Consider the following 21690-nt stretch of genomic DNA (forward strand, 5'->3'; position numbering starts at 1 on the left):
GCAGACGCAAAGTCGCCTTGGAGCGCACGCTCCCGGCCGATTTTGCGTCTGCTCGCCAAGCTAGGCGGGCCGCCGGTGATAGATGTGCGCGGGGCGGCCGGACCCGGCGGGTTTGCGCGACCGGCCGGTCCGCACGTAGAGCGGGGACCGGTCCAGCCGTGCTCGTGCTGCGGTGTCGGTGATCGAGGTGCAAGCCCGCAGCAGCGAGTAGGCCTCGACGAACGTCGTCTCCGTCCCGAGCAGCGCATAGGTGGTCTCGGCGTCGGCCAGTAGGCGCTCACCGATCCTCGACAGCGCCGCGCGCGCCATCGCCGTGTGCTGGAACGGCATCGCGCCGGGAATCTCCGTCACCGCGACGGCGCCCTTCGTGCCGGCGGGAACCCGTGCCGCCACCACGATCGAGACGGTATGGCCGCGTTCGTCGCGCGCGGGGTCGCTGACCACGTCGACGACGACGATGCCGCTGGTGATTTCCGCGCCTGCCTTCTCGCGCACAATCCTTCTGGCGGCCTGCTCGACGGTTTCCCCCCGCTCGGCAGCCAGCAACCCACCGGGCAGCGTCGTCGCCCCGCGGTGCGGGGTCCCGGCGCGCCGGATGAGAACGAGGCGCGGCACCGGCTCGTCCTCGGTGAGCGCGACGACGTCGACGCTGAGCCAGGTTTGCGTCATGTACCGGTCCACTGCTCGCGGATCGCCGTCTCGCGCCGCAGGTTCGCCCGCACTTCGGCGAAGGTCTGAGTGCGCAGCAGTTGTCCGTCCTGGAAGACGATCTCCAACTCGTCGTCGCACTCGTGGTCGGCGTGTTCGATCAGGTAGGGGCGGCCATCGGCGCGCCGGCGCACGGACAGCCGGCCGGTGGCCGATTTCTTGGAGCCGTCGTCGGTGATCGGGTCTTTGAGTATGTCGCGACCCTGACCATCGACCTGCACCCAGGTGGCTTTGACGGCCATCTTGAACGTGTCCCGGGTCTGGTACTGGTAGGTGTAGGAACCGAAACCGAAAACGACTGCGGTAGAGGAGAATCCCTGAGACATCAGGTTTCGGGTGATGGCGTCGGCGCGTTCGTAGGTGATCGAATCTCCGTAGATCGCACCGACGTGCGGGTCGAGTTCCCGATAGCCCTTTGCGTTGACGACGGTCCCGAAGGTGTCGGCGAGCAGCCGCACCACGCCCTTGTGTTCCGGAGTGCCGGCGGGGGCGTCCGGGTCACCGCACAGGATCAGCTCGGGGTCTCCGGAGTCGGGCCGGATGACGAGTTTGCCGCTGCGGGATGTGATTTCGTCGGCACGGGCGGGCAGATACTCGGTGAGCACGCGCCACAGGTTCCAGGTGTCGGAGACGACCGACAGGGTGCCGTCCGGGTACAGCTGCAACAGGCGGTCGAAGGTCTGCAGCTCGCCGTCCTGACCACCGGCGCACATCACCGAGTGTTCGGTGGCCGGGACGCTGGCACCGATCAGTTCGCCATCGTCTCCCGGGTAATGCTGCTGGATGTAGCGGATCGCAGGCAGGGTGTCGGTGCCGCAGAAGCTGAGCAGATGGCCGGCTCCCGACGCGGCCGCGGCTTCGGTGCCGGTCATGCCGCGGTAGGCGAATTCGTGACCCTGGAACTTCACCGCATCCTCGTCGCCGGACAACGCCGCCCGCCGGTCCAGCAGCGTACGGTTGCGCCACGCGAGGGTGGCGCTGGTGATGGGCTGCCACAGCTGCGCCGACAGCTCGGTCTCGAGATAATTTGTCAGCCAGAAGAATCGGCTGTCGGTGTTCTCGACCGTCAGGTAGGGCACCCGCAGCGGAATCAAGGCGCCTTCCTTGACCGCCCGCACCCGCAGCGGCAGGTAACCCAGCGTGTGCAGCTGCCGGAAGTGTTCGGCGCCAATGTTATTCGGGCCGAGTAGCGCGGTGACGAACTGCTCGTATTGAGTCAGCACCGCCTCGAGTTCGTCGGGCGCAAGGTCGAAGAACACCTGCCAGCGCTGCCGCAGCTGGCGCAGGTATGCCTGCAGCCCGAAGAACACGGTGGCATCGACATCGGGCAGTCGCGTTCCCCGCGCGGTCAGGTTCGAGTAGACGAACTCGGTGCCCTTCGGGTATTGACGACGGTGATCGAGCTTGTAGGCGTCGGTCGCCAGCAGGGTGTCCAGCGCGCGATCCTGCCTGTCGTTCATGATTGTGCCCCTTCATGATTGGTGGCGATACGGCTCAGCAGCTGCGTGACGTACGGAGCCAGATCTGTGGTCCGGATGTGTGGGCCGGCGGCGCTCGGCAGGGAGTCGGTGGTGTAGACGCACTGGTATCCGGCGAGCGCCCGGTGCGAGCGATCGGGACCGGTGAAACCGCCATGGGTGACCCATAGGTCCAACGACGCGTCGCTCGGTATCGCGGCTCGCAGTAACGCGAAAGTCCCTCCGCCGTCGCAGATGTCGTCCACCACGAGATAGCGGCCGTTCAGCACGCCGTCGGGCGCGTGGTAGCCCTTGAGTTTCCCGGTCGCCTGGTCCCGCGACTTCGAGGCGATGAAGACCGGCAGCCCGAGCTTTGCGGCCACCAGCGAGGCACGGTCTCTCGATCCCGCGTCCGGCCCGATCACGCCCTGATAGGAGCCGCTGTCGGTCACCGCATCGCTGACGATCGCGGCCAGGTCGAGTTCCCAGCGGCCGATGGCCGGGTTTGTTGCACTCATCGCATCCAGCCACACGGGTGAGTGCGGGTCGACCGTGACGATGTCGGTGATGCCGGAGAGCGCTGCCAGTCTGGCATTCGTCCGAGCGGGACTGGGCAGGTCCTTGTCGCCTCGCGCGCTGGGCAGGTACGGCATCACCAGCACGCGCCGGGCGGCGCCCGCGACGAGAGAGGCCCAGTTGAACACGACGGACCAATCCGGCGACGGCGTGCGAACCCACAGCACCTGAACAGCGGGGGAGAGCTCCGCGTCGCCGCTGCGCCGCACCGTCACATCGCCCATCGGGTAGGCGAACACCTCGATCGGTTCGGGTGTCAATGCTCCGCCGTGGAGGGTGAAGAACTCGTATTCGTTCATGGCACCACCGTAGCACCCATTTCTCACAAATTGTGAGTAATGAAGGTCACCACCCCTCGCGAGCAGACGCAAAATCGCCCTGGAGCGCGTGCTCCACGGGGGATTTTGCGTCTGCTCGCGCAGGCCAGGCTAGGCGGGCATGGTGCGGCGCTCGTCGGGCCCGCCCCACAACGGCTGCATGCCGCCGGGCAGGGCCAGCTGCGTCGCGGTGATCACGTCGGCCAGGTCGCGCAGCGTGGCATGCACGGCACCGAGCAGCTCCGCCAATTCCTCCCGGCTGCCGTCGGTAATCTCTTCCAGCTCAGCGGGATCCGAGCGGCGCAGGCGGGTGCTGATCTCGTCGACCATCCGTTCCGGGCGGGACGACCCCGACGAGCCGGGCAGGTCGCGAAGGTGAGTTCGCAGCCGCTCCAGCTGGAACAGCAGCGATCGGGGGTTCTGCGCGTCGAACAGCATCAAGTCGGTCACCGCGGCAATGCTGATCTTGCCGAGCGTGCGACGCCGGTAGATCACCGACGACTCACAGGCCTCCAGCATCGCCTCGACGACGGACTGCTCGGCGACGGTGCTGCGCACGACGCTCAGGGTGTCGGCCAGCAACGCGGTCAGCCACAGGCCCCGCTCGATGCGCTTGCCGATGTCCATCATCGTCCACCCCACGTCATGGACCATCGACTCACCCGCGACCCCGGACAGGGTCAACATGCCGGCCAGCGCCTGCGACTGCGCAGAGGCCAGCAACGCGTCGGCCTCGGCCAATGACTGCGGCGGGTCGGACCGAAGTCCCACCGCCCGTTCCACATTCGCCAGCACCATCCAGGTGTCGTTGGACAACTGGTCGCGCACCGCGCGGGCGCACAACGCCAGCCCCTCCACCGACTGGATCAGCGATCCCGGCCGGTCCAGGTCCACGGTCATCGACCACAGCATCGAGGGCGCGACGGCGATCATCTCCGCGTTGTCCGACTCGCCGTCGTTGGTCGCCCCGGTGTCGGTCCCGGTGATCTGGCCCAGGGCGGCCATCAGGACCGGCACGCATTCGCTTTCCTCGGTGTCCTGATGGTGGCGGTAGACGTGGTAGCGCTCGCGCGCGACGATCAGCAATCGGGCCATGTTCTCCGCGCGCTCGCCGTAGCGTCCCATCCAGAACAGGTCGGACAGCACGCGTGGGGAGCTGACGGTCCATCTGCCCGCGCCGGACGCGACGGCCGGTTGCGGGGCCGACGGTAGCGAGATCACCTTCTCGGCGATCGACCGCTCGGTTGGGCGGACCCAGATATCCTTAGCGGCAACTGTTTTCAGCGTATAGCAGTCGGGCTCGGGTGCCACCACGTAGCCCAGGCCGCCGATCATCGGCGCGTAGCCGCTGCGTTGGGCGACGGTGAACAACCGCATGCCCACTCCAGCCGAGGACAGCACGCCGGCGTGGTCGGTGGGTGCCGACGAGAACGTCGGCAGCTCCTGGCCCGCCCACCGCCAGGGCACCGCCTCGATCTGCGCGGCCAGTTCGGCCAGCTGCGCCGACGAAAGCGTAGGCCCGACAAGGCTTTCCCCGCCGTCAGTGGGTTTGATCAACAACGACGACAGGTTGGCCAGCAGGTGGGAGAGTTCGTTGGGAATGCCGCCCCAGTAGACCGGCGCGGAGGGCAGCAGCGGTTCCTCGCCCAGCAGTCGCTCGGCCATCTCGGGCAGAAAGCGAAGCAGCCCAGCGCTTTCCAGGATGCCGCTACCCAGCGTGTTGACCACGGTCACCGTCCCGCGGTGCAGCGCCTCCACCAGGCCGACCACGCCGAGACGGGAGTCGGCGCGCAGGTCCAGCGGGTCCGCGTACAGCGCGTCGACGCGCCGCAGCACCACGTCGACACGTTTGAGGGTGCCCAGCGAACGCATCCACAACTTGCCGTCGCGCACCACCAGGTCGGCGCTCTCCACCAACGGGAAACCCAGCAGCGTCGCCAGATACGCCTGGTCGAACGCCGTCTCGGAGTAGATACCGGGGCTCAGCACCACCACCACCGGGTCCTGCACCACGTCGGGCGCGGCGTCGATCAGGCCGAGTCGCAGGGCCTGGGCGAACGGCGTGGTCGGCCTCGGGGCAATCCGCTCGTACAGGTCGGGGATCGCGTGTGCCAGCACCCGCCGGTCGGCCAGCGCATAGCCGGCGCCCGAGGGGGCCTGCGTCCAGTCCGCATTGACCTGGAACCCGCCATAGGGCAGCCGGCTGAGATCGCAGCCGTGCATGAACAGCTGGTGATGGCCCGGCACTTTGATCCCGTTGGCGGGCCGCACATATCCGGGGTGGGCAAACACCAACTGGGCCGGCAGCAGCCCCTCGGTGAGCAGGTTGCGTGGCCCGTACAGATCGGCGAGCACGGCATCGAGCAGGCGCGAGCGCTGTACCAGCCCCGCTTCCAGGACCTCCCAATCGGCCGCCGACAGCACCAGCGGCAGCGTGTCCAGGCTCCACGGGTTCGGCTCGGGGCCATGGCCGGGCGCGGGCGGGGCCTCGCGCGTCGGGTCCACCCCGGTGTAGGTGATCCCGTCGTGGTCGATGAGGCTGTGCACCACCGAACGCATCCGGTCCAGGCCGGCCCGGCCGCCGTGGGAGATGGTGTCGGCCAGCTCGGTCCAGGTGGCGCGCACGTCGCCGTGCGAGTCGACGAACTCGTCATAGCCGCCGCCAGGTCCGTCACGCAGGTCGAACAGGGCTTCCTGGGCGCGCGCCGTCCGGTAACCGGCCAGCAGGCGGTCGACGTCGTAGCGGTCACCGACCGAGAAATCTGGAAGCGCCATTACTGCTGCACGGTACGCACGCGCCGCAGGTCGAGGATGCCCGGCGCGCCGATGTCGGTGAGGAATCGGGCCTGCTTCTCCCGCAGCCCGGCGAGGTCGAACTTGCCGGAGGTGAATCCGGCCGCTTCGAAGCGGCGGGCGCGGCGCGACTCGGCTTCCACGGCGTTGACGGGCGGCTCGTCGTAGGCGCGTCCGCCCGGATGGGCGACGTGGTAGGTGCAGCCCCCGCGTGAGGTCCCGGCGGTCAGGTCGATGAGCTCGAACTGCAGCGGGACATCGGTGGAGATCGTCGGGTGCAGCGCACTGGGCGGCTGCCAGGCCTTGAACCGCACACCGCCGACGTGGATGTCGGGGTTGTCGGTGGCCAGCAGCGGGACGGGGTAGCCGTTGCAGATCACGGCGTAGCGGTGCCGATCGGCGCCGATCACGCGGACCTGGACGCGTTCGACCGACGAGTCGACGTAGCGGGCGGTGCCGGTGGCGGTCGACTCCTCGCCCAGGGTGTTCCACGGCTCGATGGCGCCGCGCAACTCGATTTCCACGCCGTCGAAGACGGCGGTCCCGATGCGCGGGAACCGGAATTCGGTGAACGGGTCCAGCCAGCTGGTCTCGAACGCGATCCCGTGCGAGCGCAGATCGGCCGCGACGTCGGCGATATCGTGAATCAGGAAGTGCGGCAACAGGTATCGCCCATGCAGGTTGGCGCCGTGCCGGATCAGCGGGGCGCGCAGCGGCTGTTCCCAGAACCACGCCACCAGCGAGCGCACCAGCAGCGACTGCACCATCGCCATCCGCAGGTGCGGCGGCATCTCGAAGCCGCGCAGCCCCAGCAGCCCGAGCCGGCCGCGGGCGCCTTCGGGGCTGTAGAGCTTGTCGATGCAGAACTCGGCGCGGTGGGTGTTGCCGGTGATGTCGGTGAGCAGGTGGCGCAGCGCCCGGTCGGTCACCCACGGTTTCGCGGCACCGCCGGCACTCAGACGCGCGATCTCCGCGAAGGCGATCTCGAGTTCGTAGAGCGCCTCGGCGCGGCCTTCGTCCACCCGGGGCGCCTGCGAGGTGGTGCCGATGAACCGGCCGGCGAACAGGTAGGACAGCGACGGATGCCGCTGCCAGTAGGTCAGCAGCGACACCAGCAGGTCGGGGCGGCGCAGCAGCGGAGAGTCCGCGGGCGTGACGCCGCCGAGGGTGATGTGATTGCCGCCGCCGGTGCCCCCGTGGGTGCCGTCGATGTCGAACGACTCGGTGGACAGCCGCGCCAGCCGCGCTTGCGCATAGAGCGTTTCCAGTTGCCGGCGCTGCTCGTCGAAGCTGGCGGTCGGTGCGACGTTGACCTCGATGACACCGGGGTCGGGTGTGATCGTCGTCGACGTCAGGCGCGGGTCCGGCGGCGGACCGTAGCCCTCGATCACCACCCGGGTGTCGACCTTCGCCACGGCGGATTCGATGCGCGCGATCAGGTCCACGAAGTCTTCCAGCGCCTCGGTGGGCGGCATGAACACGTACAGCAGCCCGTCGCGCACCTCGGCGACCAGCGCGGTCGTCGGCGCGTTGTGTGGCTCGACGAGCACCGCCTGGTCGGGCGCGGCGGGGGACAGCGGGTCGCTGATCGCCACCGGGTCGACTTCGTAGGACGCCGGTGGCGGGTCCCAGCTGATCGAGTTCAGCGGCAGCCGCAGACCCGCGGGCGAATCGCCCTCGGTGAGCACCAGTCGGCCCCGGCGCAACCGCCAGTCGGCACTGGCCCAGCCGCTGCCGTCGTCGCGGCGGTGCAGCGGGAGTACGAAGGCCGACGGAGCGGTGACGGCCTCATCCAGCCGCGCCAGCAACTCGGACCGGCGCGCGCCAGCGTCGTCGGCGAGGTCGTCGTCGGGGGCCACCGCATCGCCCGCCGGCAACCGGACGGCGGCGGCCAGCCGGGCCAGCGGGTCCTCGAAGGCCGGGCGCACCTGCGACAACGGCAGCCCGAAGCTCTCGGCGATCCCTGCCAGCACGTCGTGTGCGGTGTCGATCTCGACGGGCTCGGCATCGACGGCCCCCCAGGGGTCGGCCAGCAACGCCTCGTTGGTCCACAGGGGGCGCCCGTCGGTGCGCCAGTACAGCCCGATCTGCCAGCGCGGCAACGGCTCTCCGGGGTACCACTTGCCCTGGCTGCGCTGCACCAGTCCCTCCGGCGCCCACTGCGCCTTCAACCGGGCGGCCAGATCCGAGGCCAGCTTCCGTTTGTGCGGGCCGTCCGCGGCGGTGCGCCACTCCGCGTCCACCTGGTTGTCCACCGACACGAACGTCGGCTCACCACCGATGGTCAGGCGGACGTCACCGGCCGCCAACCGGTCGTCGACGTGGTGGCCCACCGCGCAGATCGTGGCCCATGCCTCGTCGGTGTAGGGCAAGGTGACGCGCGGGTCCTCGTGGACCCGGGTGACGGTGTTGGAGAACTCCATCACCGAACTGCAGGGTTCGGTGCTCCCGGTGATGGGTGCGGCGGACGCCGGGTGGGGCGTGGCCGCCAACGGGATGTGTCCCTCCCCGGCGAACAGCCCCGAGGTCGGGTCGAGTCCGATCCAGCCCGCGCCCGGGATGTACACCTCGGTCCACGCGTGCAGGTCGGTGAAGTCGGCGGCCGGTCCCGATGGCCCGTCGAGCGCTTCCACGTCAGAGGTCAGCTGTACCAGGTAGCCCGAGACGAACCGGGCGGCCAGGCCAAGCTGGCGCAGGATCGACACCAGCAGCCACGCCGAATCCCGGCATGAGCCGACGCCGGTGCGCAGGGTGAAGTCCGGGGTCTGGACGCCGGGTTCCATCCGCAGGCTGTAGGTGACGTCGACGTTGATGGCCCTGTTCAGTGCGACCAGGAAGTCGATGGTGCGGGTGCCCTCGGGTACCGAGAAGTTGCGCACCCAGGCCTGCGCCAGGTCCCCGGGCCCGGACCCTTCGCCGTCCTCGTCGACGGGTCGCAGGTACGGCTCGAGGTCGTCGGCAAGCGCCTTGGGGTACAGCGATTTGTCCGGATGCCAGGTCTCGGCCCAGTCTTCGATGAAGAAGTCGAACGGGTTGATCACCTTGAGGTCGGCGATGAGGCCGACGGTGATCGTCATCTCCCGCGTGGGCTTGGGAAACACCAGCCTGGCCAGGAAATTGCCCAGCGCGTCCTGCTGCCAGTTGATGAAGTGCTCGGCCGGCTCGACCCGCAGGGAGTAGGCCTCGATCGGCGTGCGCGAATGCGGAGCCGGGCGCAGCCGCACCACATGGGGATAGACCTGGACCAGCTTGTCAAAGGTGTAACTGGTGCGGTGCTCCAGTGCAACTTTGATGCTCATAACCGCTGATCCCATCACAAGAGACAGCCGCCCGCCGCGCGCCTGTGGTGGCTTGCGTTGCGGGCGGCTGTCATTCGATTGTCAGACCGCTCCGTGTGAACGGTCTGTTTCGGTCGTTTTACGAGTACTGCTGCGGCGGCGGGTACTGCCCGGGCGGCGGTCCCGGCGGGTACTGACCAGGCGCTCCGGCCTGCTCCAGCTCGGCGACGTGGCCGCCGGTCAGCTTGCGGTAGGTGTACACCTGGACCAGCGCTGCGACGGGGGCTCCCACCACCAGGCCGATGTAGCAGGCGATCTGGCCGACGGCCACCGCCGCGTACTGCACCAGCCAGGACAGTGCGCTGGGTCCGAGGTTGGCGCGCACGGTCGCGAAGCTGGCCTTGATGGCATCGATCGGCGACAGATTCTTGTCGACGACATACGGCACGGCGAACTGGGTGAAGAAAGCGATCACCAGCGGCCCGACGATGGTGCAGGACAACAGTGACGAGGCCAGCACGACCAGCAGCGTGGTCAGCAGCACCTTGGCCACGTTGCGCGGCTTGAAGAAGGTTCCGATGCTCACCGGACGGCCATCGGCGAGGTCCAGGCTGGCGGTGGTCAGACCGGCCTGCAGGAACGCCGCGACGACGAGGGCGAGGATGATGCCGACGGTCAGCACGATCCAGCTGATGATCCCGAACTCGGTATTGGTCGACTCGTAGCTGACGCCGTACCCGTAATCGGTGGTGGTCGTCGTGGTCTCGGCGGTCGCGAAGGCGATGCCCAGCGGGATACCGACGACGGCGGCGATGATCAGGAAGTAGATCGCGACCGGCGCGGCCAGCGCGGCGGCGTTGTTCTTGAACTTGCCCCACGACCAGTTGAAGGCGTCGCCGACGCTGAACGGGACGCCCGTCGGGCCGCCACCCAGGCCCGCCTGGGGCGGATAGCCCTGCGGCGGGGCGCCGTAGCCCGGCGGCGGGGGCGGCGGAGGCGGAGTGCCGTAGCCGGGCGCCTGATATCCGCCCGGGCCCTGCTGGCCGTAGTCAGGTGGCGGCGGAGGAGCGCCGTAGCCCGGAGGCGGAGGAGGCGGTGCCCCGTAACCGGGAGGCGGCGGCGGAGGGGCTCCGTGACGCGGCGGGGGCGGATAGCCCTGCGGGTTGCCGCCCTGAGGGTCGGCCGGGTTGCCTGGATATTCTGGCGGCTGGCTCATGGCTTTCCTAGGTGCCTCGTAGTTCGCTCTTGTCGATCGGGGCGTAGCAAACGGGAACTTAGCAAATGTGCGCTCTGGATGCTCGCATTGGTTGGCGGCCGGCTTTCCCCGTCAATGGCGTGTCCGCGTTGCGTGGTATGCCTGAAGTCGTGTCCGACGGTCTGTTCGACCTGCCTGGTGCGCCGAAATCGACCGACCACTCGTTGAGCGTTTCGGGTGCCGGTGCCCCGTTGGCGGTACGGATGCGTCCGGCCACGCTCGACGAAGTGGTAGGGCAGGAGCACCTGCTGGCCGCCGGGTCGCCGTTGCGGCGCCTGGTCGAGGGCTCGGGTGTCGCCTCCGCCATTCTCTACGGACCGCCGGGGAGCGGGAAGACGACGCTGGCGGCGCTCGTCTCACAGGCCACCGGGCGCCGCTTCGAGGCGCTGTCGGCGTTGTCGGCTGGTGTCAAAGATGTTCGGGCCGTGATTGATTCAGCTCGATCGGCGCTGCTGCGCGGTGAGCAGACGGTGTTGTTCATCGACGAGGTGCACCGGTTCTCCAAGACCCAGCAGGACGCGCTGCTGGCCGCGGTGGAGAACCGGGTGGTGTTGCTGGTGGCGGCCACCACCGAGAATCCGTCGTTCTCGGTGGTCGCGCCGTTGCTGTCGCGATCGCTGATTCTGCAGCTGCGGCCGCTGACCCCCGACGACGTCCGGACGGTGGTGCAGCGGGCGATCGACGACCCGCGCGGACTGGGCGGCAAGGTGACGGTGGCGCCGGAGGCCGTCGAGCTTCTGGTGCAACTGGCCGCGGGTGACGCCCGGCGTGCGCTGACCGCTCTCGAGGTGGCCTCCGAAGCTTCCGATCACGTGGCTGTCGAAACCATCGAGCAGTCCTTGGACCGGGCCGCGGTGCGTTACGACCGGGACGGCGATCAGCATTACGACGTCGTCAGCGCCTTCATCAAATCGGTGCGCGGCTCGGACGTGGACGCGGCGCTGCACTATCTGGCCCGGATGCTGGTGGCGGGGGAGGATCCGCGGTTCATCGCGCGGCGCTTGATGATCCTGGCCAGCGAGGACATCGGCATGGCGGATTCGACGGCGCTGCTGGTTGCGGTTGCCGCCGCGCAGACGGTCGCGCTGATCGGGATGCCCGAGGCGCAGCTGACCCTGGCCCACGCCACCGTTCATCTGGCCACCGCGCCGAAATCCAACGCGGTGACGACCGCGCTCGGTGCCGCGATGGGTGACATCAAGGCGGGCAAGGCCGGCCTGGTGCCCCCTCATCTGCGCGACGGGCACTATTCGGGCGCGGCGAAGCTGGGCAATGCGCAGGGTTACAAATACTCGCACGACGACCCTGACGGCGTGGTGGCACAACAGTATTCACCGGATGAACTGGTGGGCGTGGACTATTACCGGCCGACCGGGCGAGGCGCCGAACGCGAGATCGCCGGCCGCCTGGAACGGTTGCGCGCGATCATCCGCGGGAGGCGGAGGTCGTGAAACACTTCACCGACGACGAGATGAATCAGTGGCTGCCCTCCGCGAACCCGCTGGCTGACTTCTTACCGAGCCTGTAGTTCTGGCGGCCCTCACTCGCTTTTTGGCTCCAGATTTACAGGCTGGGCGAACGGGCGCCCTAGACCAGCTCGGGCACCCGCAGGTGAGCCAGCGCCAGCTCGAATTCGCCGACGTCGTCCTGGTCGAGGCCGAGATCGCGCATCATCGCCGTCCGCATCGAGCGGGCCGACTCGGCGCAGCGGTCCATCGCCTCGCGGCTGTCGTAAGTCACCGACACCACGGCCCGCGCCGACGTCGGATCGACCATCAGGCTGGCGCTGCAGAAGCCGTCGAAATCTTCGACTGCCGGCAGGACGGCCCACCGGTAGTAGTCGATGCCGCGCTCGAACAGTTCCGGTCGCGTCCGCAGCCAGGTCGCCCGCACACAGGCGCCGGGGGCGGAGCGGTGGTCGCGATGCAGGACCGCGATGCGCCACTGGTCGACCACGGCGCTGCCTCCGAACATCTCGACGGCGCGGTAACGCACCGGCCACACCCGCTCGGCACTGCGCTGCATCGCCGACTCGGTTTCCCAGGAACTGGTGGCGATGCACCGGCCCGACTCGCGGTCCACCAGTAGCGATAGGCCCAGGCAGCCTTCCATCTCGTCAAGGGCAGGCATGACCACGTCGCGGACATAGTTGATGCCCATGTTGATCGACGAGCGCTGCGCCTGGATGGTCGTGGAACGTGCAAACACGGTCGACCCCTCCTGTGAGTCGGGGCAGCGCCCCCGGCGGCGCCACCGGTCCACCACCACCTTCCTCCGGCACCGGCGGCTGATCAAGCCCCGTAGGCTGGTCCGGATGGATACCGATGTGCTGGATGTGGACACCACGCGTCGCCGCATCGTCGACCTCACCGACGCGGTGCGCGAGTTCTGCGGCAACCACGCCGACGGCCTCTGCAACGTGTTCGTCCCGCACGCGACGGCCGGGGTGGCCATCATCGAGACCGGCGCCGGGTCCGACGACGACCTGCTGGACACACTCGAGCGGCTGCTGCCCCGCGACGACCGCTACCGGCACTCGCACGGCTCGCCGGGTCACGGTGCCGACCACGTCATGCCGGCGATCATCTCGCCCTCGGTGACAGTGCCGGTCAGCGGCGGCGAGCCGCTGTTGGGCACCTGGCAGAGCGTCGTGCTGGTCGACCTGAACCGCGATAATCCGCGGCGGTCGGTCCGGTTGAGCTTCGTCGACGGCTAGATGGAAGGCTAAGCGGGCCTCATTGCATGTTCGGCGGCCAGTTCCGGCGAATAGGCTGATACCCGACTCTCGCCAGTGAGCCCAGGAAATTAAGGAAGAAGCACAGTGCAGACACACGAGATCAGGAAGCGGTTCCTTGATCATTTCGTGAAGGCGGGCCACACCGAGGTACCCAGCGCCTCGGTGATCCTCGACGACCCCAACCTGCTGTTCGTCAATGCCGGCATGGTCCAGTTCGTGCCGTTCTTCCTCGGCCAGCGCACACCGCCGTACGCCACTGCCACCAGCATCCAGAAGTGCATCCGCACCCCTGACATCGACGAGGTGGGCATCACCACCCGGCACAACACGTTCTTCCAGATGGCCGGCAACTTCTCCTTCGGCGACTACTTCAAACGCGGCGCCATCGAGCTGGCCTGGGCGTTGCTGACCAACCCGGTGGCCGACGGCGGCTATGGCCTGGATCCCGAAAAGCTCTGGGCGACGGTCTATCTCGACGATGACGAGGCCGCGCAGCTGTGGCGCGACATTGCCGGCCTGCCGGCTGAGCGCATTCAGCGGCGCGGCATGGCCGACAACTACTGGTCGATGGGCATACCTGGCCCGTGCGGCCCGTCCTCGGAGATCTACTACGACCGTGGACCCGAATTCGGCGTCGACGGTGGTCCCATCGCGAACGAGGACCGTTACCTCGAGGTGTGGAACCTCGTGTTCATGCAGAACGAGCGTGGCGAGGGCACCTCCAAAGAGGACTACGAGATCCTCGGGCCGTTGCCCCGCAAGAACATCGACACCGGCATGGGTGTCGAGCGCATCGCGCTGGTGCTGCAGAACGTGCACAACGTCTACGAGACCGACCTGCTGCGTCCGGTGATCGATCTGGTGGCCGGACGCGCACCCCGCGGATATGACGTCGGAAACCATGCCGATGACGTGCGCTACCGGATCATCGCCGACCACAGCCGCACCGCCGCCATTCTGATCGGCGACGGGGTCAGTCCTGGCAACGACGGCCGCGGCTATGTGCTGCGCCGACTGCTGCGGCGGGTCATCCGATCGGCAAAGCTGCTCGGTATCGACACCCCGATCGTCGGCGACCTGATGGCCACCGTGCGCGACGCGATGGGACCGTCGTATCCCGAGTTGGTCAACGACTTCGAGCGGATCAACCGCATCGCCGTCGCCGAGGAGACCGCCTTCAACCGCACGCTGGCCTCGGGCTCGAAATTGTTCGACGACGTGGCCGGCGCCACCAGATCCTCCGGCGCCACCGTCGTCTCCGGCTCCGATGCCTTCACCCTGCACGACACCTACGGCTTCCCGATCGAGCTCACGCTGGAGATGGCCGCCGAATCGGGCCTGACGGTCGACGAGGCGGGCTTCCGCGAGCTGATGGCCGAGCAGCGCCGGCGCGCGAAGGCCGACGCCGCCGCGCGCAAGCATGCGCATGCCGACCTGACCGCTTACCGAGAACTGGTCGACGCCGGACCCACCGAGTTCACCGGTTTCGACGAATTGACCTCCGAGGCAAGGATTCTCGGTATCTTCGTGGACGGCAAGCGGGTGCCGGTGGTGGCGCATGCCGACGCCGTGCACGCCGATCGGGTGGAGCTGATCTTAGATCGCACACCGCTGTACGCCGAGTCGGGCGGCCAGATCGCCGACGCCGGCAGCATCAGCGGCACCGGTTCCGGGGCCAGCGCCCGCGCCGCGGTCACCGACGTGCAGAAGATCGCCAAGACCCTGCATGCGCACCGGGTCAACGTCGAGTCGGGTGAATTCGTCGAGGGCGACACGGTGGTCGCCGCGGTGGACCCGGGCTGGCGTAAGGGCGCCACCCAGGGGCACTCCGGCACCCACATGGTGCATGCGGCCCTGCGACAGGTGCTGGGCCCCAACGCCGTTCAGGCCGGATCCCTGAACCGTCCCGGCTACCTGCGCTTCGACTTCAACTGGCAGGGGCCGCTGTCGGAGGACCAGCGCACCCAGATCGAACAGGTGACCAACGAGGCCGTGCAGGCCGATTTCGAGGTGCATACGTTCCTCGAGAAACTCGAGAAGGCCAAGGCGATGGGCGCGATGGCGCTGTTCGGCGAGGCCTATCCCGACCAGGTTCGGGTGGTCGAGATGGGCGGGCCGTTCTCGCTGGAGTTGTGCGGTGGCACCCACGTGCACAACACGGCGCAGATCGGGCCGGTGACCATCCTCGGCGAATCCTCGATCGGTTCCGGCGTGCGCCGGGTGGAGGCCTACGTGGGGCTGGAGTCCTTCCGCCACCTCGCCAAGGAACGCGCGCTGATGGCGGGTCTGGCGTCGTCGCTGAAGGTGCCGTCCGAAGAGGTGCCGGCCCGGGTTGCCGGCCTGGTCGAACGGCTCAAGGCGGCCGAGAAGGAACTCGAACGTGCCCGGCTGGCCGGCGCCCGCGCCGCGGCCACCAACGCGGCCGCCGGGGCCGAGCACATCGGCAACGTCCGGGTGGTCGCGCAACGCATGTCGGCGGGTATGACCGCAGCGGACCTGCGCTCGTTGGCCGGCGACATTCGCGGCAAGCTGGGTAGCGATCCGGCGGTCGTCGCTTTGATCGCCGAAGGTGACGGATCTACCGTCCCGTACGCGGTGGCCGCCAACCCGGCAGCTCAGGACCTCGGCCTCAACGCCAATGAACTGGTCAAGCAGCTGGCCAGCAGTGTCGACGGCCGGGGCGGCGGCAAGGCCGACCTGGCTCAGGGTTCCGGCAAGAACCCGACCGGCATCGACGCGGCGCTGGACGCGTTGCGTTCGGAGATCGCCGCGATAGCGCGGGTCGCTTGAGTGGTCGAGTCACCGCAGCGCCAGCCTGACCGGCCGGGCGAATCAGACCCCGGCCGAGGCCGACGCCTCGGTGTCGACGTGGGCACGGTGCGCATCGGTGTGGCCGCCAGCGATCCCGACGGCATCCTGGCCACCCCCGTAGAGACCGTGCGCCGCGACCGGTCCGGCAAACACCTGCGCCGGCTGGCCGCGCTTGCTGCCGAGTACCAGGCCGTCGAGGTGATCGTCGGGTTGCCGCGCACCCTGGCCGATCGCATCGGCCAATCCGCCCAGGACGCCATCGAGGTGGCCGAAGCACTTGCCGAACGAGTGGCGCCCACTCCGGTCCGGCTCGCTGACGAGCGGCTGACCACGGTCACCGCGCAGCGGTCGCTGCGGGACGCGGGCATCAAGGCCAGAGAGCAGCGGTCGGTCATCGACCAGGCCGCCGCGGTGGCTATCCTGCAGGGCTGGCTGGACCAGCGCCGCGCCCTCCTCGCGAGGGAGGCATCCGATGTCTGAGCGGGAGAAGGCCAAGCCGGTGGCGGTCGGCCCGAGCCGGCACCGCAGAACCCGAACCGACCGTAAGAAGGAGCAGCGCACCCGTCGTCGCCGCCGGGCGGCCGGCGGGTTCGCGGCCGGGCTGCTCGTCGTCGTGGTGGTGGCCGCGGTCGTCGTCGGCGCGAAACTCTGGCACGTCTTCTCGGGCAACGACGACGACTACACCGGCGCCGGCAAGCAGGACGTCGTGATCCAGATTCAGTCCGGTGATTCCACCACCGCGGTAGGGGAGACGCTGCTCAAGCGGGGCGTCGTGCGTACCGTGCGGGCGTTCGTCGATGCCGCTCACGGCAACGCAGCGATCTCGGCGATCCAGCCCGGTTACTACCGGATGCGCACCGAGATTCCGGCGGCCAACGCCGTGTCGCGGCTGGCCGACCCGAACAGCCGGGTGGGCAAGCTGGTCATTCCGGAAGGGCGTCAGCTCGACGACACCACCGACATGAAGACCAACAAGACCACGCCCGGGATCCTGACCCTGATTTCGCGCGCGACGTGCGTGGATCTAGATGGCAACCAGCGCTGTGTGGCGCTGGCGGATCTCAAGGCGGCGGCCAGCAAGAGCACTCCCGCGGCGCTTCAGGTGCCGAAATGGGCTCTCGAGCCGGTCACCGAGCTGCGCGAAGATCATCGCCGGCTGGAGGGCCTGATCGCGCCCGGCACCTTCAATATCGACCCGGCGGCGTCGGCGGAGACCATCCTGGCGAGCCTCATCAGCGCCGGAACCGTGGAATACCTGACTTCGGGGCTGGAGGACACCGCCAAGGCGATCGGGCTGTCGCCCTACGACATTCTGGTGGTGGCCTCGCTGGTGCAGCAGGAAGCCAACGTCCAGGACTTCACCAAGGTCGCGCAGGTCATCTATAACCGCCTGCACGAACACCGCAAGCTGGAGTTCGATTCGACGGTCAACTATCCGCTGGACCGCCGGGAGGTCGCCACCAGCGACGCCGACCGCGCGCAGCGGACCCCGTGGAACACCTACATGTCCGAAGGCCTGCCGGCCACCGCGATCTGTTCACCCGGGGTGGACGCCCTGCGCGCGGCCGAGCATCCGGCGGCGGGCGACTGGCTGTACTTCGTCACCATCGACGCCCAGGGGACCACCTTGTTCACCCGCGACTATCAGCAGCATCTGGCGAACATCGAACTGGCCAAACGCAACGGTGTCCTCGATTCCGCGCGCTAGAAAAGCCGGAGTGCTCGGTTCGCCGATCGCGCATTCCAAGTCTCCGCAGTTGCACCTGGCCGCCTACCGCGCGCTGGGCCTGCATGACTGGACCTACGACCGCATCGAGTGCAACGCCGAGCAACTGCCGGGCGTGGTAGGCGGGTTCGGCCCCGAGTGGGTCGGCGTTTCGGTGACCATGCCGGGCAAGTTCGCCGCGCTGCGGTTCGCCGACGAACGCACCACGCGCGCCGAGCAGGTCGGGTCGGCCAACACCCTGGTGCGCACGCCGCGCGGGTGGCGGGCCGACAACACCGACATCGACGGTGTGGCGGGCGCGCTCGGGCAGGCGTCAGGACAGGTCCTGGTGGCCGGGTCGGGTGGCACCGCCCCGGCGGCCGTGGTGGGGCTGGCCACGCTCGGGGTCACCGGCATCACGGTGGTGGCCCGCAACCCGGACAAAGCCGCCCGGCTGATCGACCTGGGCACCCGGGTGGGGGTGCCGACGACGTATTGCGGCCTGGACGACGGTGCGCTGACTGATGCGGTGGCCGGCGCGCAGGTACTGGTCAGCACCCTGCCCGCCGACGTCGCCGCACGCTACGCCGGGACCTTCGCTGTGATCCCGGTGCTGCTGGACGCCATCTACAACCCGTGGCCCACCCCGCTGGCCGCTGCGGTGCAGGCCGCCGGCGGCCGGGTGGTCAGCGGGCTGCAGATGCTGCTGCATCAGGCGTTTGCGCAGGTGGAGCAGTTCACCGGGATGCCCGCGCCGCGCGAGGCGATGACTTGCGCATTGGCGGAACTGGATTAGCCTGCCGCGCATGCGGATCGGGATGGTCGCGGCGTGGTTGATCGCTCTCAGTTGCTATGACATCCGGCAGCGCCGGCTGCCCAACCGGCTGACGCTGCCCGGCGCGGCCGTGATCCTCATCGGTGCGGCACTGGCCGGCCGCGGGGTGGCGGCGCTGCTGGGCGGACTGACGCTGGCTGCGGTGTACCTCGCCGTGCATCTGCTGGCGCCGACGGCGATGGGCGGCGGGGACGTCAAGCTCGCGGTCGGCGTCGGCGGGCTGAGCGGCTGTTTCGGCGTTCAAGCCTGGTTTCTGGCCGCGCTGGGGGCGCCGCTGCTGACCGCTGCGGTCGGGTTGCTGTGGCGGTTGCGCGCCGTGCCGCACGGACCGTCGATGTGCCTGGCGACCGCCGGTGCGGCGGCGTTGGCAATGCTGGGTTCTTAACCCGGCAGCCCGTCGGCGCCCTGGGCGCCGACGTTTCCTGCCTTGCCGGGTGCACCCGGATGACCACCGAGTCCGCTGCCGAGGCCACCGGCGCCGCCGGTGGCGCCGGTGATCGCCCCGCCGGCGCCGCCGGCCCCACCCGCGCCGCCAGCACCGGAGGAGGAGTGACCTCCGTCCCCGCCGGCGCCGCCGGCCCCGCCGTCGCCGCCGTCGGCGCCGTTGCCGCCACTGCTGCCGGTGCCACCACCGTTACCACCGGCGCCGACAGCCGACCCACCGACGGCGGCACCGCCGGCCCCGCCGGCCCCGCCGGTTCCCCCGGCGCCGCCGGTGCCGGGGCCCAGTGCGTCGCCACCTCGGCCGCCCGCGCCGCCATGGCCGCCCGAACCGGCGTCGCCGGCGTCGCCGCCCTGGCTGCGGGCAGGCCCGCTGGCGCCGCCATTGGTGTTCGAGGTGGGGGTGCCCGCGTTGCCGCCGTTGCCGCCCAGGCCACCGCTGCCGCCGGCGCCGCCGTTGCCGGTTCCGTGGGCCGTACCGCCGTTGCCTCCGGCGCCGCCATAACCGCCACCGCTGGCGGCGCCGCCGTCGCCCCCGTCGCCACCGATGTAACCGGAGCCACTACGCCAGGCATTGCCGCCCCAACCGCCGGCGCCACCCCAGCCGTTGACCTGAATGGTGCGTCCCACCAGCGGTTCGTATCGGAACACGACGGTTCCACCGTCGCCCCCCGCGCCGCCGGCGCCGGCGTTGCCCGACCCGTACGCGTCACCACCGTCGCCACCCGTCCCACCGTTGCCGAAGTAGGCCCCGGCCGAGCCGTTGCCGCCCGCGCCGCCGTTACCCAGGCCCGTCGCATTCCCGCCGAACCCGCCGTTGCCCCCGGCACCGACCCCGGTCTGGGGTGGGAAGCCGGGGGCGCCGGACTTACCGCCATTGCCGCCGTTGCCGCCGGCACCGGAGATGGAGCCGCCGGCCCCGCCCTTGCCGCCGTCGCCGCCGGTGCCCCACTGCCCGACGGCTCCGGCATCGCCGCCGTTGCCGCCGTTGCCGGTCACGGTGCCACCGGCGCCGCCGTTCCCGCCGGCGCCGCCCCGGCCGGCCCAGCCGCCGTAGCCGCCGTCACCACCCCGGCCGCCGTTTCCGGTGCTGCCGCCGGCGCCGCCGTCGCCGCCGGCCCCGCCGTTGCCGGCCGCGCCCACGGTTCCCGCGTTGCCGCCGTTGCCGCCGTTGCCGTTCTGGCCGGCGGCGCCACCGGCACCACCTTGGTTGGCGAACCCACCGCCCCACCCGTTGCCACCCACACCTCCGTCACCGCCGCCGCCGCTGCCGCGACCGGCGCCCCCGTGACCGCCGGCTCCACCTTTCCCGCCTGCGCCGATGTTTCCGCCACTTCCGCCGTTTCCGCCGCTGCCGGAGACCGTCCCGCCGGCGCCGCCGCTTCCACCGTTACCGCCCAGTCCGGGTCCGCCGCCGGTGCCGCCGGCACCGCCGTGGCCACCCGCGCCGTCGGGCCGGGCGGCGTCTCCGCCCGCTCCGCCGTGACCGCCGTTTCCGCCGGCGCCGACGGCGCCACCGTTTCCGCCGCGGCCACCGTCTCCCGACTGTCCGCCGTTCCCCCCGTTGCCTCCGTTACCGGTGGCGCCGCTGCCTTGCTGGGCGGTGCGGGTCTGGCCGTTGCCGCCCGTCCCGCCGTCACCGCCGGTTCCGCCGGTCCCGCCGCCGGCAGCGCTGCCGCCGTCGCCGCCGTCACCGCCGGCGCCGACCGCCCCACCAGTCCCGCCGTTGCCGCCGTTGCCCGTACCGGCGCCGTTGCCGCCGTTGCCGCCGTTGCCGCCGGCAGCGCCGTTGCCTCCCGCACCGCCGGCACCGCCATTGCCGGACCCCAGGGCGTCGCCACCCTTGCCGCCGCTGCCGGCGACGCCCGAATCGCCACCCTCACCGCCGGCGCCGCCGTCTCCGGCTCCCACGGCTGACGCGCCGGCGCCTCCATTGCCACCCGCGCCGGCATTGCCCCCGGCACCGCCACTGCCGCCATTGCCGGAGTGCGCGCCACCGGTCCCGCCGTTGCCGCCCGCCCCGCCGTTACCGCCGCTGGCGCCATCCGCACCCGGTCCGGCCACGGACGTGAGCAGGCCCCCGACGGTGGTGCTGCCGCCGCCGTTGGTGCCGCTCAGGATGCCCCCGCTGTTACCGCCACTGGTGGCACCACCACCTCCGCTGGTGGTTCCGCCGCCGCCGGCACCTCCGGCGCCGCCGACGGCGTCGTTGAACGCGCCGTTCGCTCCGGCTGTTCCGGCGCTGCCGTTGCCACCCCGGCCGCCGTTGCCGCCGTTGCCGTAACTGCCGCCGGCGCCACCGTTACCGCCCTTGCCGCCACTCTGTCCCGGACCAACCGCGTCCGCGCCACCGCCGCCACTGCCACCGTTCCCGCCGGTGCCGTGCGCGCCGCTGAGGCCCGTCACGCCGCTGGTGGCGGAGTGGGCCCCGATCGCACCCGCGGCGCCACCGAGCCCGCCCAGGCCGACGTTGCCACCGGTTCCGCCGTTGCCGCCGGCGCCGTCGTTGACCCCCGCGACGCCGACCGCACCTGTACCGCCGTTGCCCGCATCGCCACCGGAGCCGCCGGCCCCGCCGTTGCCGGCGGATCCCTGCCGGCCGGCGTGCCCGACGGTCGACGTCCCGCCGGCGCCGCCATTGCCACCGTTGCCGCCGGCTCCACCGCTGCCGCCGTTGCCGCCGCCGGTACCGCTCTGGCCCGCCGCCGTGCCGTCGGCGCCGCTGAGCCCGTGGCCACCGGCTCCACCGGCTCCACCGGCTCCACCCGCGCCACCGT

At 70.1% G+C, this 21690-nt stretch carries 15 protein-coding genes; 7 read left to right on the forward strand and 8 right to left on the reverse strand.

Annotation, left to right across the window (positions count from 1 at the left end; translation table 11 throughout):
- Nucleotides 1–60: 60 nt before the first annotated feature.
- From AO501_RS14395 to AO501_RS14420, 6 genes are all read right to left on the reverse strand, one after another.
- Nucleotides 61–669, reverse strand: a complete 609-nt coding sequence (locus AO501_RS14395) for an NUDIX domain-containing protein (protein WP_055578362.1) — start codon at nt 667–669, stop codon at nt 61–63.
- The gene (locus tag AO501_RS14400) at nt 666–2168 is read right to left on the reverse strand and encodes a nicotinate phosphoribosyltransferase (protein ID WP_055578363.1); all 1503 of its coding nucleotides are present in this window, start codon (nt 2166–2168) and stop codon (nt 666–668) included. The genes AO501_RS14395 and AO501_RS14400 overlap by 4 nt, the downstream gene beginning before the upstream one ends.
- The gene (locus tag AO501_RS14405) at nt 2165–3040 is read right to left on the reverse strand and encodes a phosphoribosyltransferase family protein (protein WP_055578364.1); all 876 of its coding nucleotides are present in this window, start codon (nt 3038–3040) and stop codon (nt 2165–2167) included. The genes AO501_RS14400 and AO501_RS14405 overlap by 4 nt, the downstream gene beginning before the upstream one ends.
- 129 nt (nt 3041–3169) lie before the next feature.
- Entirely contained in the window at nt 3170–5833 is a 2664-nt protein-coding gene (locus tag AO501_RS14410) for a circularly permuted type 2 ATP-grasp protein (protein ID WP_055578365.1), read from the reverse strand.
- The gene (locus AO501_RS14415; protein WP_055578366.1) at nt 5833–9150 is read right to left on the reverse strand and encodes a DUF2126 domain-containing protein; all 3318 of its coding nucleotides are present in this window, start codon (nt 9148–9150) and stop codon (nt 5833–5835) included. Before AO501_RS14415 ends, AO501_RS14410 begins: the two co-directional genes overlap by 1 nt.
- A gap of 118 nt (nt 9151–9268) precedes the next feature.
- A complete protein-coding gene (locus AO501_RS14420) occupies nt 9269–10345 on the reverse strand; it encodes a hypothetical protein (RefSeq protein WP_055578367.1) in 1077 nt (358 codons plus the stop codon).
- Nucleotides 10346–10482: 137 nt separating this feature from the next.
- On the opposite strand from AO501_RS14420, the gene AO501_RS14425 reads away from it, so the two are divergent.
- Nucleotides 10483–11835: a replication-associated recombination protein A gene (locus tag AO501_RS14425; RefSeq protein ID WP_055578368.1), complete on the forward strand. Its 1353-nt coding sequence runs from the start codon at nt 10483–10485 to the stop codon at nt 11833–11835.
- A gap of 136 nt (nt 11836–11971) precedes the next feature.
- Here AO501_RS14425 and AO501_RS14430 read toward each other — a convergent pair whose 3' ends face one another.
- Nucleotides 11972–12592 (reverse strand): hypothetical protein, encoded by a 621-nt coding sequence (locus tag AO501_RS14430; RefSeq protein ID WP_055578369.1) that lies wholly within the window; start codon nt 12590–12592, stop codon nt 11972–11974.
- 118 nt (nt 12593–12710) lie between these two features.
- On the opposite strand from AO501_RS14430, the gene AO501_RS14435 reads away from it, so the two are divergent.
- The 6 genes from AO501_RS14435 to AO501_RS14460 all read left to right on the forward strand — a co-directional run bounded on the left by AO501_RS14435 (nt 12711) and on the right by AO501_RS14460 (nt 18857).
- Nucleotides 12711–13100, forward strand: coding sequence for a secondary thiamine-phosphate synthase enzyme YjbQ (locus tag AO501_RS14435; RefSeq protein WP_197419847.1), 390 nt, complete (start codon nt 12711–12713; stop codon nt 13098–13100).
- A 105-nt stretch (nt 13101–13205) separates the two neighbouring features.
- Nucleotides 13206–15911 (forward strand): alanine--tRNA ligase, encoded by a 2706-nt coding sequence (gene alaS / locus AO501_RS14440; RefSeq protein ID WP_055578371.1) that lies wholly within the window; start codon nt 13206–13208, stop codon nt 15909–15911.
- A complete protein-coding gene (gene ruvX, locus AO501_RS14445; RefSeq protein ID WP_055578372.1) occupies nt 15912–16412 on the forward strand; it encodes a Holliday junction resolvase RuvX in 501 nt (166 codons plus the stop codon). It abuts the gene before it with no gap.
- Nucleotides 16405–17640, forward strand: coding sequence for an endolytic transglycosylase MltG (mltG, locus tag AO501_RS14450; protein WP_055578373.1), 1236 nt, complete (start codon nt 16405–16407; stop codon nt 17638–17640). The genes ruvX and mltG overlap by 8 nt, the downstream gene beginning before the upstream one ends.
- Nucleotides 17627–18433, forward strand: coding sequence for a shikimate dehydrogenase (locus AO501_RS14455; RefSeq protein WP_156452557.1), 807 nt, complete (start codon nt 17627–17629; stop codon nt 18431–18433). Before mltG ends, AO501_RS14455 begins: the two co-directional genes overlap by 14 nt.
- A 10-nt stretch (nt 18434–18443) precedes the next feature.
- Nucleotides 18444–18857: an A24 family peptidase gene (locus AO501_RS14460; protein WP_055578375.1), complete on the forward strand. Its 414-nt coding sequence runs from the start codon at nt 18444–18446 to the stop codon at nt 18855–18857.
- Here AO501_RS14460 and AO501_RS40230 read toward each other — a convergent pair.
- Nucleotides 18854–21690, reverse strand: a 2837-nt coding sequence (locus AO501_RS40230; RefSeq protein ID WP_197419845.1) for a hypothetical protein, incomplete at its 5' end; no start/stop codon positions are given. The genes AO501_RS14460 and AO501_RS40230 overlap by 4 nt on opposite strands.

It is taken from the genome of Mycobacterium gordonae (assembly GCF_001417955.2).
In the GTDB taxonomy this organism is placed as follows: Bacteria; Actinomycetota; Actinomycetes; order Mycobacteriales; family Mycobacteriaceae; genus Mycobacterium; species Mycobacterium gordonae_B.